The organism is Roseovarius spongiae, assembly GCF_003651245.1.
Classification (GTDB): domain Bacteria; phylum Pseudomonadota; class Alphaproteobacteria; order Rhodobacterales; family Rhodobacteraceae; genus Roseovarius; species Roseovarius spongiae.
Genome location: NZ_RAPE01000002.1, coordinates 169,621 through 185,552 on the forward strand (window position 1 = coordinate 169,621; position 15,932 = coordinate 185,552).

13 protein-coding genes are annotated in these 15,932 nt (G+C 65.4%); 12 read left to right on the forward strand and 1 reads right to left on the reverse strand.

The window, feature by feature from the left end; genetic code table 11:
• The first annotated feature begins 14 nt into the window (after nucleotides 1-14).
• Nucleotides 15-4,259 (forward strand): DNA-directed RNA polymerase subunit beta', encoded by a 4,245-nt coding sequence (rpoC, locus tag D6850_RS07575; protein ID WP_121165503.1) that lies wholly within the window; start codon nucleotides 15-17, stop codon nucleotides 4,257-4,259.
• Between the two features lie 110 nt (nucleotides 4,260-4,369).
• Complete coding sequence (locus D6850_RS07580) at nucleotides 4,370-5,275, forward strand: DMT family transporter (protein ID WP_121166830.1); 906 nt, start codon at nucleotides 4,370-4,372, stop codon at nucleotides 5,273-5,275.
• Between the two features lie 13 nt (nucleotides 5,276-5,288).
• Here the strand turns inward: D6850_RS07580 and D6850_RS07585 are convergent, their stop codons facing one another.
• Nucleotides 5,289-6,125: a putative rhamnosyl transferase gene (locus D6850_RS07585; RefSeq protein WP_342769528.1), complete on the reverse strand. Its 837-nt coding sequence runs from the start codon at nucleotides 6,123-6,125 to the stop codon at nucleotides 5,289-5,291.
• Nucleotides 6,126-6,475: 350 nt separating this feature from the next.
• On the opposite strand from D6850_RS07585, the gene rpsL reads away from it, so the two are divergent.
• The 10 genes from rpsL to D6850_RS07635 all read left to right on the forward strand — a co-directional run bounded on the left by rpsL (nucleotide 6,476) and on the right by D6850_RS07635 (nucleotide 15,785).
• Nucleotides 6,476-6,847 (forward strand): 30S ribosomal protein S12, encoded by a 372-nt coding sequence (rpsL, locus tag D6850_RS07590; RefSeq protein ID WP_121165505.1) that lies wholly within the window; start codon nucleotides 6,476-6,478, stop codon nucleotides 6,845-6,847.
• A gap of 13 nt (nucleotides 6,848-6,860) precedes the next feature.
• A complete protein-coding gene (gene rpsG, locus D6850_RS07595) occupies nucleotides 6,861-7,331 on the forward strand; it encodes a 30S ribosomal protein S7 (protein WP_121165507.1) in 471 nt (156 codons plus the stop codon).
• Between the two features lie 26 nt (nucleotides 7,332-7,357).
• Nucleotides 7,358-9,481: an elongation factor G gene (fusA, locus tag D6850_RS07600; protein ID WP_121165509.1), complete on the forward strand. Its 2,124-nt coding sequence runs from the start codon at nucleotides 7,358-7,360 to the stop codon at nucleotides 9,479-9,481.
• Between the two features lie 87 nt (nucleotides 9,482-9,568).
• Nucleotides 9,569-10,744, forward strand: a complete 1,176-nt coding sequence (tuf, locus tag D6850_RS07605; protein WP_121165485.1) for an elongation factor Tu — start codon at nucleotides 9,569-9,571, stop codon at nucleotides 10,742-10,744.
• A 187-nt stretch (nucleotides 10,745-10,931) separates the two neighbouring features.
• Nucleotides 10,932-11,240: a 30S ribosomal protein S10 gene (rpsJ, locus tag D6850_RS07610; protein ID WP_121166834.1), complete on the forward strand. Its 309-nt coding sequence runs from the start codon at nucleotides 10,932-10,934 to the stop codon at nucleotides 11,238-11,240.
• Between the two features lie 14 nt (nucleotides 11,241-11,254).
• The gene (gene rplC, locus D6850_RS07615; protein WP_121165511.1) at nucleotides 11,255-12,118 is read left to right on the forward strand and encodes a 50S ribosomal protein L3; all 864 of its coding nucleotides are present in this window, start codon (nucleotides 11,255-11,257) and stop codon (nucleotides 12,116-12,118) included.
• Between the two features lies 1 nt (nucleotide 12,119).
• Nucleotides 12,120-12,737 carry a 50S ribosomal protein L4 gene (gene rplD / locus D6850_RS07620; protein ID WP_121165513.1) on the forward strand — a complete coding sequence of 206 codons (618 nt, stop codon included), beginning with the start codon at nucleotides 12,120-12,122 and terminating at the stop codon, nucleotides 12,735-12,737.
• A complete protein-coding gene (locus D6850_RS07625; RefSeq protein ID WP_121165515.1) occupies nucleotides 12,734-13,030 on the forward strand; it encodes a 50S ribosomal protein L23 in 297 nt (98 codons plus the stop codon). Before rplD ends, D6850_RS07625 begins: the two co-directional genes overlap by 4 nt.
• Nucleotides 13,031-13,261: 231 nt before the next feature.
• A complete protein-coding gene (locus D6850_RS07630) occupies nucleotides 13,262-14,350 on the forward strand; it encodes a glycosyltransferase family 4 protein (protein ID WP_121165517.1) in 1,089 nt (362 codons plus the stop codon).
• A complete protein-coding gene (locus tag D6850_RS07635) occupies nucleotides 14,343-15,785 on the forward strand; it encodes an oligosaccharide flippase family protein (RefSeq protein ID WP_121165519.1) in 1,443 nt (480 codons plus the stop codon). The genes D6850_RS07630 and D6850_RS07635 overlap by 8 nt, the downstream gene beginning before the upstream one ends.
• Nucleotides 15,786-15,932 lie beyond the last annotated feature (147 nt).

Consider the following 15,932-nt stretch of genomic DNA (forward strand, 5'->3'; position numbering starts at 1 on the left):
TGAAAGGTCACGAGATGAACCAGGAACTGACAAACAACCCGTTCAACCCCGTCACGCCGACGCAGGTGTTCGACGAAATCAAGGTTTCCCTGGCCAGCCCCGAGCGCATCCTCAGCTGGTCCTACGGCGAGATCAAGAAGCCCGAGACGATCAACTACCGCACGTTCAAGCCCGAGCGTGACGGCCTTTTCTGCGCGCGCATCTTCGGGCCGGTCAAGGACTATGAATGCCTTTGCGGCAAGTACAAGCGCATGAAATACCGCGGCGTCGTCTGTGAGAAATGCGGCGTCGAGGTGACCCTGCAGAAGGTGCGCCGCGAACGCATGGGCCATATCGAACTGGCGGCGCCCTGCGCGCATATCTGGTTCCTGAAGTCGCTGCCCTCGCGCATCGGTCTGATGCTCGACATGACGCTGCGCGATCTGGAACGCGTGCTTTACTTCGAGAACTACGTGGTGATCGAGCCGGGGCTGACGGACCTGACCTATGGTCAGATGCTCTCGGAAGAGGAATTCATGGACGCGCAGGATGCCTATGGCATCGACGCCTTCACCGCCAATATCGGCGCCGAGGCGATCCGCGACATGCTCGCCCAGATCGACCTTGAATCCGAGGCCGAGAACCTGCGCGCCGACCTGGCCGAGGCGACGGGCGAACTGAAGCCCAAGAAGATCATCAAGCGCCTCAAGGTCGTGGAATCCTTCCTCGAGTCCGGCAACCGCCCGGAATGGATGGTGATGACCGTGATCCCGGTGATCCCGCCCGAGCTGCGCCCGCTGGTGCCGCTGGACGGCGGCCGGTTCGCGACCTCGGATCTCAACGATCTCTATCGCCGGGTCATCAACCGCAACAACCGCCTCAAGCGGCTGATCGAGCTGCGCGCGCCCGACATCATCGTGCGCAACGAAAAGCGGATGCTGCAGGAATCGGTCGACGCGCTTTTCGACAACGGTCGTCGCGGCCGCGTCATCACCGGCGCCAACAAGCGCCCGCTGAAATCGCTTTCGGACATGCTCAAGGGCAAGCAGGGCCGCTTCCGTCAGAACCTGCTGGGGAAACGGGTCGACTTCTCGGGCCGGTCGGTCATCGTGACCGGGCCGGAACTGAAGCTGCACCAGTGTGGCCTGCCGAAGAAGATGGCGCTCGAACTGTTCAAGCCGTTCATCTATTCGCGGCTCGAGGCCAAGGGCTACAGTTCGACCGTCAAGCAGGCCAAGAAGCTGGTCGAGAAGGAACGCCCCGAGGTTTGGGACATCCTCGACGAGGTGATCCGCGAACATCCCGTCATGCTCAACCGCGCGCCGACGCTGCACCGCCTCGGCATCCAGGCGTTCGAGCCGACCCTGATCGAAGGCAAGGCGATCCAGCTTCATCCGCTGGTCTGCTCGGCCTTCAACGCCGACTTCGACGGCGACCAGATGGCCGTTCACGTGCCGCTGAGCCTTGAGGCGCAGCTTGAGGCGCGGGTGCTGATGATGTCCACCAACAACGTGCTCAGCCCCGCCAACGGCGCGCCGATCATCGTGCCGTCCCAGGACATGGTCCTTGGCCTCTACTACACCACGCTGGAACGCACCGGCATGAAGGGCGAGGGCATGGCGTTCGCGTCGATCGACGAGGTGCAGCACGCGCTCGACGCGGGCGAGGTGCACCTGCACGCGCGCATCTCCGCGCGGATTCCGCAGATCGATTCCGAGGGCAACGAGGTGTTCGAGAGGGTCGAGACCACGCCGGGCCGCGTGCGCCTCGGCGCGCTTCTGCCGAAGAACGCCAAGGCGCCCTTCAGCCTGGTGAACCGCCTGCTGCGCAAGAAGGAGGTGCAGCAGGTCATCGACACCGTCTATCGCTATTGCGGTCAGAAGGAATCGGTCATCTTCTGCGACCAGATCATGACCATGGGCTTCCGCGAGGCGTTCCGCGCCGGCATTTCCTTCGGCAAGGACGACATGGTGATCCCCGACCAGAAATGGGACATCGTCGGCAAGACGCGCGAGCAGGTCAAAGGGTTCGAGCAGCAGTACATGGACGGCCTGATCACCCAGGGCGAAAAGTACAACAAGGTTGTCGACGCCTGGTCGAAATGCAACGACGAGGTCACCGAGGCGATGATGGGCACGATCTCGGCGGCCAAGCAGGACGAGGGCGGCGCCGAGGCGGAACCAAACTCCGTTTACATGATGGCGCATTCGGGCGCGCGGGGCTCCGTCACGCAGATGAAGCAGCTGGGCGGCATGCGCGGCCTGATGGCCAAGCCCAACGGCGACATCATCGAGACGCCGATCATCTCGAACTTCAAGGAAGGTCTGACCGTTCTTGAATACTTCAACTCGACCCACGGGGCGCGGAAGGGTCTTTCCGACACCGCGCTCAAGACGGCGAACTCGGGCTACCTGACGCGGCGCCTGGTGGACGTCGCGCAGGACTGCATCGTGCGCGAGCATGACTGCGGGACCGATCGCGCGATCACCGCGGAGCCGGCCGTCAATGACGGCGAGGTCGTCTCGAGCCTGGGTGAGCGCGTGCTGGGCCGTGTCGCGGCCGAGGACATCCTGCGCCCGGGCGGCGACGAGGTGATCGTCGAGGCGGGGCAACTGATCGACGAACGCATGGCCGACGCGCTTGAGGAGGCCCTGGTCGTCTCGGCGCGCATCCGCAGCCCGCTCACCTGCGAGGCCGAGGATGGCGTTTGCGCCATGTGCTACGGGCGCGACCTTGCCCGCGGCACGATGGTCAACACCGGCGAGGCGGTGGGCATCATCGCCGCGCAGTCGATCGGGGAGCCGGGCACGCAGCTCACGATGCGGACCTTCCACATCGGCGGCGTCGCGCAGGGCGGGCAGCAGTCCTTCCTCGAGGCGAGCCAGAGCGGCGAGATCGCGTTCGAGAGCGCGCAGACGCTCGAGAATTCCCGCGGCGAGACGCTCGTCATGGGCCGCAACATGAAGCTGAAGATCCTGTCGGACAACGGGCAGGAGCTGGCCAGCCACAAGCTCGGCTACGGCACCAAGCTGCATGTCGCGGAAGGCGCGAAGGTGGAGCGGGGCGAAAAGCTCTTTGAGTGGGATCCCTACACGCTGCCGATCATCGCCGAGAAGGCCGGCAAGGCGAAATTCGTCGACCTCGTGACCGGCGTGGCCGTGCGCGACGAGACGGACGACGCCACCGGCATGACCCAGAAGATCGTGATGGACTGGCGCGCGGCCCCCAAGGGCAACGAGCTCAAGCCCGAGATCATCATCGTCGGAGAGGACGGAGAGCCGGTGCGCAACGACGCGGGCAATCCCGTGACCTACCCGATGTCGGTGGACGCGATCCTGTCGGTCGAGGACGGCGACGACATCACCGCCGGCGACGTGGTCGCGCGCATCCCGCGCGAAGGCGCCAAGACCAAGGACATCACCGGCGGTCTGCCGCGGGTGGCGGAACTCTTCGAGGCGCGCCGCCCGAAGGATCACGCCATCATCGCGGAAATCGACGGCTATGTTCACTACGGCAAGGACTACAAGAACAAGCGCCGCGTCAGCATCGAACCCACCGACGAGACCCTGGACAAGGTCGAGTACATGGTGCCCAAGGGCAAGCACATCCCGGTGCAGGAAGGCGACTTCGTGCAGAAGGGCGACTACATCATGGACGGCAACCCGGCGCCGCATGACATCCTCGCCATCATGGGGGTCGAGGCGCTGGCTGAATACATGATCGACGAGGTGCAGGACGTCTATCGCCTCCAGGGCGTGAAGATCAACGACAAGCACATCGAGGTCATCGTGCGCCAGATGCTCCAGAAATGGGAGATCCAGGACAGCGGTGAGACGACCTTGCTCAAAGGCGAACATGTCGACAAGGCCGAGTTCGACGCCGTAAACGAAAAGGCGTTGAAAAAGGGCGTGCGCCCCGCGCAGGGCGAACCGATCCTGCTGGGGATCACCAAGGCGTCGTTGCAGACCCGCAGCTTCATCTCGGCCGCGTCCTTCCAGGAGACGACCCGCGTGCTCACCGAGGCATCGGTGCAGGGCAAGCGCGACAAGCTGGTCGGTCTCAAGGAGAACGTGATCGTCGGACGGCTGATCCCGGCGGGCACGGGCGGCGCCACGCAGCAGATGCGCAAGATCGCGCAAAGCCGCGACAACGTCGTGATCGAGGCGCGCCGCGAAGAGGCCGAGGCGGCTGCGGCGCTTGCCGCGCCGATCGAGGACGACGTGGTCGGCGACGATGCGTTCGGCAATCTGGTCGACACCCCCGAGAGCCGCGACGAATAGGTCGCGGCCCCTTCGGACACACGTTGCAGAAGGCCCCGCTCCGGCGGGGCCTTTCGCGTTTTCCGGCCGCGGCGGATTGCAGCTTTCCCCGGTTCGGCTTTAATGCCTGCATGACACGTTCCGAGAACCTGACCGGCGCGCTGTTGATGGCCGGGTCGGTTATGGCCTTCGCCACCAGCGACACCTTCCTCAAGCTGATCGCGGGCGAGCTGCCGATCTACGAGATCCTGTTCCTGCGCGGGGTTCTCACCAGTATCGCGCTGCTGGTTATCGCGCAGCGCGCGGGCGTGCTGCGCCGGGCGGTGCCGCGCGCGGACAAATGGCGGATCGCGCTGCGCTGCCTGGCCGAGATCGGGGCGTCCTACTTCTTTTTCAACGCGCTCTTCCGCATGCCGCTGGCCAACGTGATCGCGATCCTCCAGGTGGCGCCGCTTTCCATCACCCTCGCCGCGGCGCTGGTGTATCGCGAACCGCTGGGCTGGCGGCGGCTGACGGCGATCATGGCGGGGTTCGCCGGCGTCATGCTGATCGTGCGGCCCGGGGCGGAGGGCTTCACCGTGTACTCGCTTTATGCGCTGGCCTCGGTCGGTTGCGTCACGGTGCGCGATCTGTGCACGCGCCGGCTTGGCCGTGACGTGCCCTCGGTGCTGGTCTCGCTGGTGACCTCGGTGGTGATCATGACCTTCTTCGGCCTCGCGAGCCTCGGCGAGGAATGGGTGACGCCGACCGCGCGCCAGACCGGGCTGATCGCCGCCGCCGCGCTGTTCGTGGTGGGCGGCTACCTCAGCGCGATCATGGTCATGCGGGTGGGCGAGATCGCGTTCGTCTCGCCGTTCCGCTACGCCTCGCTGATCTGGGCGCTGCTGCTGGGCTGGGCGGTGTTCGGCGACTGGCCGCTGCCGCTCACGCTTCTGGGGGCGGGGATCGTGGTGGGCAGCGGGGTTTTCACGCTCTACCGCGAGGCGCGGCTGGGGCTGGTGAAGAAACCCGGCGTGCCGCCGCTTCATCCACGCTGAGGCGCGGCGCGGCTCAGGCGCGGGCCATCACCGCGCGGACGTGGTCCGCGTCGACGGCGTAGGTGTCGCGAAACTGCGCCTCGCCGGCGGCGTCGAGCGGCGGCAGCCGCACTGGCCTGATCCCGTCCTTCTGACGCGAGTCGTTGAAACCGTTATGGCCGCGGATGAACATGTCCTGTCCCGGCAGGCTGACCACCGGCATGACGCGCGAGAGCTTGGCATGGCTGAAATTCATGATCCCGCGCGACGCCCCGGGCGCCACCGCCATGCCGAGCGCGGGGGTCCAGAGCGTTTCCACCGTGGCGCGCGCGCAAATGCCTTCGGGCGTTATCCGCGCGATATGGCCCTGATTGAAATCGAGCCCGACATGGCGGTTCCGCGCGATCAGCGGCGCGACGTCCCGCGCCGCCTGCCGCAACGCGGCGACGAAATTGCGGGCCACGGCGTCGTCGTCATCCATGCGGAATTGCAGGCTGGGCAGGCCGGTGTCGATGCGCGCCTCGTTGATCACCTCTCGCATCACGGCGCGGTGCCGGCCCGGCGCGCGCGGCGCCACCACCGCCTGCGGCATGTCCTCGACCAGGTCGAGCAGCCGGGCGAGCAGCGGCTCGGGCATGGCGTCGCCGACGACGATCAGCAGGGTGAAATCGGGGTCCGTCTGCGCGCGCAGGGAGGGCAGGGTCAGCGTCTCGAAGGTGGCGAAGCGTTCCTCCATCCGCACCGGGTCGTACAGGAACGCGGCGCGGTCGCGCGGGGAGTCGTGCTCGACCTGGAAGCCGCCGATCGCGGGGTAGGAAAACCGGCACAGGCCGATCACCTGCATCTTGGAATCGTCCATGATCGCGCCCATCTTCCCGCGTGATGCCCCGGCGCAGCATGCCAGCCGCGCATGGCGCGGACAAGGCCGCGCATGGGCGCAAACCGCAGCGGCGGGGCTGTTGACAAGCCATCCGACTCCGCCTATACGCGCCCCATCCGGCCGAGGGGGCTTCTCCCGACAGTCGAAATCAAAACTGAAGTGGTCAAGATCCGGGCAATTTGAGGCGCCCCGATCCTCTGGAAACCAGCCGCGTCGTTCACCTCGGAATGGGAACGATTGCGGTCATTGCGCTTTTGCGGACGCGCGGCGGCGCTGAGAGATTAACCCGCATGGGGCCGACCCGTGCAGACACATGTGTTGAGAGACGGGGAATAACCGGAATGCCAACGATCCAACAGCTGATCCGCAAGCCGCGGCAGCCGAAAGTACGAGCCCAGAAGTCGCAGCACCTCCAGGGGTGCCCGCAGAAACGCGGCGTCTGCACGCGCGTCTACACCACCACGCCGAAGAAGCCGAACTCGGCCATGCGGAAAGTCGCCAAGGTGCGCCTGACCAACGGTTACGAGGTCATCAGCTACATCCCCGGCGAGAGCCACAACCTGCAAGAGCACTCGGTCGTGCTGATCCGCGGTGGGCGGGTCAAGGACCTTCCCGGCGTGCGCTATCACATCCTGCGCGGCGTTCTGGACACCCAGGGCGTGAAAGACCGCAAGCAGCGCCGTTCGAAATATGGCGCCAAGCGCCCGAAGTAAGAGGATTTAAGAGATGTCCCGCCGTCACGCAGCCGAAAAACGCGAAGTCCTGCCCGACGCCAAGTATGGCGACCGGGTTCTGACGAAATTCATGAACAACCTGATGATCGACGGCAAGAAATCCGCCGCCGAGCGCATCGTCTACAACGCGCTCACCCGCGTCGAGGACAAGGTCAAGCGCGCCCCAGTGGAGATCTTCCACGAGGCGCTCGACCTCATCAAGCCCTCGGTCGAGGTCCGCTCGCGCCGGGTCGGCGGCGCCACCTACCAGGTGCCCGTCGAGGTCCGCCCCGAGCGCCGCGAAGCGCTGGCGATCCGCTGGCTGATCTCCGCCAGCCGCGCGCGCAACGAACACACGATGGAAGAGCGCCTCGCCGGTGAGCTTCTGGATGCGGTCAACAGCCGCGGCAGCGCCGTGAAGAAGCGCGAGGACACGCACAAGATGGCCGAGGCTAACAAAGCCTTCAGCCATTACCGTTGGTAAAACAGATACTCTGAGGAAGCAGCCCCATGGCACGCGACTACGCTCTCGAACGCTACCGCAACTTCGGCATCATGGCCCATATCGATGCAGGCAAGACCACCTGCAGCGAACGGATCCTGTTCTACACGGGCAAGAACCACGCCATGGGCGAGACCCACGAAGGCGCCTCGACAATGGATTGGATGGAGCAGGAGCAGGAGCGTGGCATCACGATCACCTCGGCTGCGACCACCACCTTCTGGCAGCGCCAGGAAGACCCGACCAAGGATGGCACGTCGGAAACCAAGTTCCGCATGAACATCATCGACACGCCCGGCCACGTCGACTTCACCATCGAGGTCGAGCGTAGCCTCGCCGTGCTCGACGGCGCCGTCGCCGTGCTGGACGCCAACGCCGGTGTCGAGCCGCAGACCGAAACGGTCTGGCGTCAGGCCGACCGCTACAAGGTGCCGCGCATCGTCTTCGTCAACAAGATGGACAAGATCGGCGCCGATTTCTTCAACTGCGTGAAGATGATCAAGGACCGCACGGGCGCGACGCCCGCGCCGATCCAGATCCCGATCGGCTCCGAGAACGAGCTCGAGGGCATCGTCGATCTCGTCACGATGGAGGAATGGGTCTGGAAGGGCGAGGATCTCGGCGCCAACTGGACCCGCGGCCCGATCCGTGACAGCCTGAAGGCGACCGCCGAGGAGTGGCGCGCGAAGCTGATCGAGAACGCGGTCGAGATGGACGACGCCGCGATGGAGGCCTATCTCGAAGGCGAAGAGCCCGACGTCGACACGCTTCACGACCTGATCCGCAAGGGCACGCTGTCGCTCAGCTTCGTTCCGATCCTCTGCGGTTCCGCGTTCAAGAACAAGGGCGTGCAGCCGCTTCTGAACGCGGTTGTCGACTACCTGCCCAGCCCCAAGGACGTCGTCGACTACATGGGCTTCGCCCCCGATGACGAGACCGAAACGCGCAACATCGCGCGCCGCGCGGACGATTCGCTGCCCTTCTCGGGCCTGGCGTTCAAGATCATGAACGACCCGTTCGTCGGCTCGCTCACCTTCACGCGGATCTATTCCGGCGTGCTCAAGAAGGGCGACACGGTCCAGAACACGACCAAGGGCAAGAAAGAGCGCATCGGCCGCATGATGATGATGCACTCGATCCAGCGCGAAGAGATCGAAGAGGCCTTCGCCGGCGACATCATCGCGCTTGCCGGTCTCAAGGACACGACCACGGGCGACACGCTCTCGGACGTGAAGGACCAGGTGGTGCTGGAAACGATGACCTTCCCGGATCCGGTGATCGAGATCGCGGTCGAGCCCAAGACCAAGGGCGACCAGGAGAAGATGTCGGCCGGTCTCGCGCGGCTCGCCGCCGAGGACCCGTCCTTCCGCGTGGAAACCGACCAGGAATCGGGTCAGACGATCATGAAGGGCATGGGCGAGCTTCACCTCGACATACTCGTCGATCGCCTGAAACGCGAATTCAAGGTCGACGCCAATATCGGCGCGCCGCAGGTGGCCTACCGCGAAACCATCAGCCACGAGATCGAGCACACCTACACCCACAAGAAACAGTCGGGTGGGTCGGGTCAGTTTGCCGAGGTGAAGATGATCATCTCGCCGACCGAGCCGGGCGAAGGCTTCTCCTTCGAGAGCCGCATCGTCGGCGGCGCGGTGCCCAAGGAATACATTCCGGGCGTCGAGAAGGGGATTCGTTCAGTCATGGACTCCGGTCCGCTGGCCGGCTTCCCGGTGATCGACTTCAAGGTGGCGCTGGTCGACGGCAAGTTCCACGATGTGGACTCCAGCGTCATGGCCTTCGAAATCGCCGCGCGGATGGGGATGCGCGAAGGTCTGCGCAAGGCCGGCGCCAAGCTCCTCGAGCCGATCATGAAGGTCGAGGTGATCACGCCGGAGGAATATACCGGCGGCATCATCGGCGATCTGACGTCGCGCCGGGGCCAGGTTTCGGGGCAGGAGCCGCGCGGCAACGCCATCGCGATCGACTGCAACGTGCCGCTGGCCAACATGTTCGGTTATATCAACACGTTGCGGTCCATGTCTTCGGGGCGCGCCCAGTTCACGATGCAGTTCTCGCATTACGAACCGGTGCCGCAGAACATCTCCGAAGAGATCCAGGCCAAGTACGCCTAACCCGGGTGGTGGGCTCATGCCCACCCTACCCACAACCCGTAGGGTGGGCGCGAGCCCGCCACCCAGAGAAGAAGACAGGAGGCCATCATGGCAAAGGAAAAGTTCGACCGCAGCAAGCCGCACGTGAACATCGGCACGATCGGTCACGTTGACCACGGCAAGACGACGCTGACGGCGGCGATCACCAAGTATTTCGGCGACTTCCGCGCCTATGACCAGATCGACGGCGCGCCCGAGGAGAAGGCCCGCGGGATCACGATCAGCACCGCGCATGTCGAATACGAGACCGACAACCGCCACTACGCGCATGTGGACTGCCCCGGCCACGCCGACTACGTGAAGAACATGATCACCGGCGCGGCGCAGATGGACGGCGCGATCCTGGTGGTGAACGCCGCCGACGGCCCGATGCCGCAGACGCGCGAGCACATCCTGCTCGGCCGCCAGGTGGGCATCCCCTACATCGTGGTCTACATGAACAAGGTCGACCAGGTGGATGACGAGGAACTGCTCGAACTGGTCGAGATGGAGATCCGCGAGCTGCTCAGCTCCTACGAGTTCCCCGGCGACGACGTGCCGGTGATCCGCGGCTCGGCTCTGGCGGCGATGAACGGCGAGACCCCCGAGATCGGCGAGAACTCGATCCGCGCGCTGATGGAAGCGGTGGACGAATACATCCCGACCCCGGCGCGCGCCGTGGATCAGCCGTTCCTGATGCCGGTCGAGGACGTGTTCTCGATCTCGGGCCGCGGCACCGTGGTGACCGGTCGTGTGGAGCGCGGCGTGATCAACGTGGGCGACGAGATCGAGATCGTGGGCATCCGCGACACCAAGAAGACGACCTGCACGGGTGTGGAGATGTTCCGCAAGCTGCTGGACCGTGGTGAAGCGGGCGACAACATCGGCGCGCTGCTGCGCGGCATCGACCGCGACGGCGTTGAGCGCGGGCAGGTTCTCTGCAAGCCGGGCTCGGTGACGCCGCACACGAAGTTCGAGGCCGAAGCCTACATCCTGACCAAGGACGAGGGCGGCCGTCACACGCCGTTCTTCGCCAACTACCGTCCGCAGTTCTACTTCCGCACGACGGACGTGACCGGGACGGTGACGCTGCCCGAGGGCACGGAGATGGTGATGCCGGGCGACAACCTGAAGTTCGAGGTCGAACTGATCGCGCCGATCGCGATGGAAGACGGCCTTCGCTTCGCCATCCGCGAAGGCGGCCGCACCGTCGGCGCCGGCGTGGTCGCGAAGATCATCGAGTAAAGGGTGGCTTGGCGCCGTCCGCGGCGCCAAACGCCCGCGCAGCGCCCGGTAGCCATGCCGGGCGCCGACAAGGGTAAGGTGGGTTTGAAACCCGCCCTGCATGACGAGATTCGGGCGCGACGAAGGGCGGCAATTCCGCCGCTCTTCCTCTCCGCTTCAACCCTGACAAGGGATTTGACAAATGGCCATAGCCAGCCAGAACATCCGCATCCGCCTCAAGGCGTTCGACTACCGCGTGCTTGACGCCTCCACCCAGGAGATCGTCAACACCGCGAAACGCACCGGCGCCGATGTGCGCGGGCCGATTCCGCTGCCCAACAAGATCGAGAAATTCACCGTTCTGCGTGGTCCCCACGTGAACAAGAAGTCGCGCGACCAGTGGGAAATCCGCACCCACAAGCGTCTGCTCGACATCGTCGACCCGACGCCGCAGACCGTGGACGCGCTGATGAAGCTCGACCTCGCCGCGGGCGTCGACGTGCAGATTTCGGTATAAGGAGGGCATATCACATGTTGCGCTCTGGTATTATCGCAAAGAAGGTCGGGATGACCCGGCTGTTCATGGAAGATGGCAAGCAGGTGCCCGTGACGGTGCTGCAACTGGACAAGCTCCAGGTCGTGGCCCAGCGCACGCCGGACACGCATGGCTATTCGGCCGTGCAGCTCGGCGCCGGGACGGCCAAGGCGAAGCGCACGTCGAAGGCGATGCGCGGCCATTTCGCCGCCGCCAAGGTCGAGCCCAAGCGCAAGATCGCGGAATTCCGCGTCGCGCCCGAGGCGATGATCGACGTCGGCGAGGAGATCACCGCCAACCATTACTTCGAGGGGCAGTTCGTCGACGTGTGCGGCACCTCGATCGGCAAGGGCTTTGCCGGTGCGATGAAGCGTCACAACTTCAAGGGTCTGGAAATGACCCACGGCGTTTCGATCTCGCACCGCTCGCACGGTTCCACCGGCCAGTGCCAGGACCCGGGCAAGGTGTTCAAGGGCAAGAAGATGGCCGGTCACATGGGCGCCGCCCGGATCACCACGCAGAACCTGCAGGTGGTGAAGACCGACGCGGCCCGCGGCCTGATCATGGTCAAGGGCGCGGTTCCCGGCTCCAAGGGCGGCTGGGTCACGGTGAAGGACGCGGTCAAGAAGCCGTTTCCCGAGAGCGCGATCCTGCCCGCGGCGCTGAAATCCGCCGCCGCCGCCGCCGAAAAGGCCGCCGAGGAAGCCGCAGCCGCGGCCGCCGCGGAAGCTGAGGCCGAGGCGCAGCGTCTGGCCGAGGAACAGGCCGCACAAGAGGCCGAACAGCTGAAAGCCGCCGAAGCCGACATCGAATCCGACCAGGCCGATGAGGATGGCGAAGACAAGAAGGACAGCGAGTGACATGAAACTCGACGTTATCAAACTGGACGGCAGCAAGGCCGGCTCGGTCGACCTGGGCGAGGACATCTTCGACCTGGAACCGCGCGCGGACATCCTGCACCGCGTCGTCCGCTGGCAGCGCAACAAGGCGCAGGCCGGCACGCACAAGGTCAAGACCCGCTCGGAGGTCAGCTACTCGACCAAGAAGATCTACCGCCAGAAGGGCACCGGCGGCGCACGCCACGGCGCGCGCTCGGCCCCGATCTTCCGCAAGGGCGGCATCTACAAGGGGCCGGTCCCGCGCAGCCATGCGCATGACCTGCCCAAGAAGGTGCGCAAGCTGGGCCTGAAGCTGGCGCTGAGCGCCAAGGCCAAGGCCGGCGAATTGGTGGTGATCGACAGCACTGCATCCGACGGCAAGACCGCCGCGCTGGCGCGCCAGGTCCGCGACCTGGGCTGGAAGCGCGCGCTGGTGATCGACGGGACCGAGGTCAACGCCGATTTCGCCCGCGCCGCGGCCAATATCGACGGCCTGGACGTCCTGCCCAGCATGGGCGCGAACGTATACGACATCCTCAAGCGCGACACGCTCGTGCTGACCAAGGCGGGTGTCGAAGCACTGGAGGCTCGGTTGAAATGAGCGCGAAAGCAGAACATTACGACGTGATCCGCAAGCCGGTCGTCACCGAAAAAGCCACCATGTCGTCCGAGCACGGCGCGGTCGTCTTCGAGGTCGCGATCGGCAGCAACAAGCCGCAGATCAAGGAGGCGGTCGAGGCGCTCTTCGGCGTGAAGGTGAAGGCGGTCAACACCACCATCACCAAGGGCAAGGTCAAGCGTTTCCGCGGTCGCCCCGGCCGGCGCAACGATGTGAAGAAGGCCTATGTCACGCTCGAAGAGGGCAACACGATCGACGTGAGCACCGGTCTCTGATCGGTTGGTGGGGTGACCTTCGCCCTGCATGGCCCCGGGTCAAGCCCCGTGGCGAAATATGACGGCCCCCGGCTGCGCAAGCGGCCGGGGGTCTTTTTTTGCGCAGGCGTTGGATCCCGGATCGCGAAAACATTTGGGGTTTGTCAGGCGGATAGGCTAGGGTGGAGCATTGTCGCCGCACCCGAACCGAGCCGCGTAGATCGTGACCCGGGATTTGAGAACGGATCAGAGATGCGTGTTCTTTTCGTGATTCCCCATCCCGTCGAGGGACCGTCGAGCCGATTCCGCGTCTACCAGTACATTCCCTATCTCGAGGCCGCCGGCGTGGAATGCACGATCCGCCCCTTCGTCAGTTCGGCGCAGGTGAACGAGCTTTACCGCGACGGCAACCTGGCGCGGAAGATGGCGCTGACGCTGGGCGGGCTCGGGCGGCGGCTGCGCGACGTGTGGCAGGCTGGGGCGCATGACGTGGTTTTCGTGCTGCGCGAAGCCTTTGCGCTGGGGCCGCCCTTTGTCGAGAACGCGCTGGCGCGCCGGGGGCGGGCGCTGGTCTTTGATTTCGACGACGCGATCTACACGCCCTCGCTGGCATACAGCAACCCCATCGACCGGCTGCGCGACTGGACGAAGACCGGCAAGGTGATCGGCCGCGCGGACACCGTGATCGCAGGGAGCCGCTACCTCGCCGATTACGCGGCGCGCACCGCAAGCGGCGTGATCGAGGTCCTGCCCACGGTGGTGAACCACGAGGTCTATGCGCCCCGCCCCCGCAAGGGGGGCGCGGTGACGCTGGGCTGGATCGGCACGCCGCGCGGGTCGCATTACGTGGCCGATTTGATGCCGGTCTTCCGCAGGCTGGCCGGCGCGCATCCGCGTTTGCGCATGGTCTTCATTGGCTGCGCGCCGTTTGACGCGGAGGGATTGCCGATCGAGTTCCGCGACTGGTCGCTCGACCGCGAACCGCAGGACATCGCGGAGTTCGACATCGGGATCATGCCGCTGACCGACGACGAGGAAACCCGCGGCAAATGCGGCTTCAAGCTGATCCAGTACATGAGCAGCGGCGTCGCGGCGGTCGGCAGCCCGGTCGGCGCCAATAGGGAGATCATCGAGGAGGGCGAGTCGGGGCTTTTCGCCGACAGCCCCGATGACTGGTTCGGCGCGCTGGACCGGCTGATCGGGGACGACGCTCTGCGCGCGCGCCTCGCGGCGGGCGGGCGCGACCGCGCCGTGGCGCGATATTCGCTGCAACACACCGCGCCCGAGATGCTGCGCATCCTGCGCGAGACCCGCGACAGGGCGGCGGCCAGGCATGTCTGAGCAGGGGCGGAGCGGCGGCGCCAACCGGCTCGTGTTGCGCGACAGCGCGGTGTACTTCTCGGCGCAACTGGGGGCGCGGGCGCTCAATTTCATCTATTTCCTGGTGCTCGCCCGGAGCCTGCCAACAGACGAGTTCGGGGTGCTGAACTACGTCCTGACGATCATCGTCACGCTCGATATCGTCATCGACCTCGGACTGTCGCGCCACGCCATGCGCGAGATTTCACGCGATCCCGGCAGGGCGCAGGAGTTCCTCGCGCGGCTCTTGCCCTACAAGATGGCGGCGGCGGCGCTGGTCTACGCGCTTTATTGCCTGTGGGTGCTGACGTTGGAGCAGCCGTTGGTGTACACGCTGATCGCGGTATTCTCGGCGCTCGGGCTGTTCTTCACCTCGCCCGCGATGCTGCTTGAGAACGTGGTGCAGGCGTATCACCGGTTCACGGTGATCTCGACGGCGCATGTCGCGCTGGCGGTGGCGCAGTTCGCGCTTGGCGGGGTGATCCTGCTGGCGGGCGGGGGGGCGGTTGCGATCTCGCTGATCTTTGCATTTACCTACCTGCTTTACGGCGCGATCCTCGCGGCGGAGCTGCGCCGGCTCGGGCTGCGCTTTCGCCCCGCGCCGGCCCCGCGCGCAATCCTGCGCAGCCTGCCGGCGTCGCTGCCCTACCTCATCTCCGCACTGATCATCCTGCTGGCGATCAAGACGGAATTCCTGGTCTTCGGCTATTTCGGCACGCCGGTCGAACTCGGGCTTTTCGGCATGGCGGTCAAGATCGTCGAGGCCGGGATGCTGCTGCCTTTGGCCCTGGGCGGGGTGATGGCGCCGCGTTTCGCCAAGGCGCACGCGCAGGGCCGCGAAACGCTGGGAAGGCTCTATTTCTCGGCGTTCGAGGTCCTCGCGGCGCTGGCCATCGGGTCGGCGATCGTGGCGTTCCTGCTGACTCCGGTCGTGCCGTTGATCCTGCCCGAACCGGGGTTTGTCGGCATCGACCGCGTGCTGCGGTTGCTGTTCTTCGGCTACCCGGTGGCCTGCATCTTCGTTTTCAACACGTTCTTCCTGTTCGGCGCGTCGCGCCAGCGCGGACCGCTGGCGCTGCTGGTTGCGCTGGCGGTGCTGCAACTGGGGCTCAACGGCGTCTTGCAGTCGCGCTATGGGCTGACCGGGGCGGCGCTGAGCTTCACGGTCTTCATGGCGCTGGCGGCGGTGCTGTCGACCGGATTTATCATGGCGGTCTATATCGGCATGAGGGGCCTTCGCCGGAGCGTGATGGCCCCGCTGGGCGCATCCCTGCTGGCGGCGCTGTTCTATCTGCTGTCGTCGGGGTGGCCGGACAGCGTTCGCCTTATCGTCGCGCTTGCAATCTTCGGCGCGGCTTATCTCGGCGCGCAAAAATACCTTCCGGGCCATACGACCCGGATAGACCTCGGCAACTGATCAGCCGCTCAGCCCCAGATGAAATAGGCGAGAGCGGCCCAAAAGGCGACGCTGACGGTGACGATGAACGCCAGGCTCCTGCGCCGGCTCCATTTCCCGTCGCGAGCCGTTTCCCTGCCATATGCCGGAACTTCGCCTGATTTCAGC